The 1,312-nt window shown below is 69.4% G+C and carries 1 protein-coding gene; it reads left to right on the forward strand.

The genetic code is table 11. The features are described from left to right. Nucleotides 1-1,312: non-ribosomal peptide synthetase (locus ACZ4D5_RS43445; protein WP_467778075.1), on the forward strand; the 1,312-nt coding region annotated here is incomplete at both ends.

Raw genomic sequence — 1,312 nt, forward strand, 5'->3', positions numbered from 1 at the left:
CCTGCCTGGTGGTGCTGGACCGGCCCACTCTGCTCTCACCCGATGCGCTCGCCCACCGGATTCAGGTCGACGCGGCCACCGTCATGGTGCTCAGCGCGGGTCTCTTCCACGAAGTGGCCTCATGGCGACCGGAGATGTTCGCGCGACTGCGCTACCTCTTCGTCACCGCCGACGTGGTCAGCCCGGCGGCCGTGCGGTCGGTGCTGCGGCACGGCCCGCCCCGGCATCTGATCAACGCCTACGGTCCGACAGAGAACGGGATCTTCTGCACCATGCATGAGATCGCAGGACCGGCGGACGCGCAGAGTCGTGTGCCCATCGGCCGCCCGGCTGCCAATTCCACCGCATATGTCGTACGTCCGGACGGACAGCAGGCCGCCGTCGGCGAGCAGGGTGAACTCTGGGTCGGCGGCGACGGCCTGGCCACCGGCTACTACGGTGACCTCGAACGCACGCGTGAGCGCTTCGTGGAGCCTTCGTTCCCCGGAGCAGAGGGGCAACGGCTGTACCGGACCGGTGACCGGGCCCGCTGGCGTTCGGACGGAGCTCTGGAATTCCTCGGCCGACTCGACCGGCAGGTGAAACTCAACGGTTACCGCGTCGAACTCGCCGAGGTCGAGAGCACACTCACCGCGCATCCCGAGGCCAGCGAGGCTGTCGTCGACGTCCGTACCTCTTCTGCCGGACGCGGGCAGCTCATCGCCTGGGTCGTCCCCTGCGCCCGCTCCGGACGGCGGCGAACGGATCGCGGGGCACGCACGGCCTTCGCCCAGCATCTGCGCACGTTCGTGGCCGACCACCTTCCGCCCTTCATGGTGCCTGCCACGGTGCACGTGGTGGACGAACTGCCGCGCAACACCAACGGCAAGGTCGATCGTCAACTGCTGCCCACGACAACAACTGACACACCGTCGGGGAGCGCGCCGCCCGAGACGAAGACCGAGTGCCTCGTGGCGGAGGTGTGGGCCGACCTGCTCGGCCTGCCCGGCTTCGGCCGCGACGACGACTTCTTCGCCCGCGGCGGGCAGTCCCTGCAAGCGGCACGTGCCGTCGCGATCCTGCAGGTGCGGCTGGCCGTCCCCGCCGCTCACGCCACCTCACTGATCCGTACTCTGCTGGCGACACCCACGGTGCGCGCCTTCGCCAGGGCGATCGACGAAGCCATCGCGCAGGGGCGACCGACCGTCGAGGAAGTCGATCTGTGGGCCGAAACTCGTCAGGGTCTGCCCCTCCACTTTCCGCCGGCCCGCTCCCGGAGCTCTTTGGTGCGGGGACCGACACTGCTGACGGGTGCCACCGGGTTCCTCGGAGC

Source organism: Streptomyces sp. NPDC025651, from assembly GCF_055558735.1.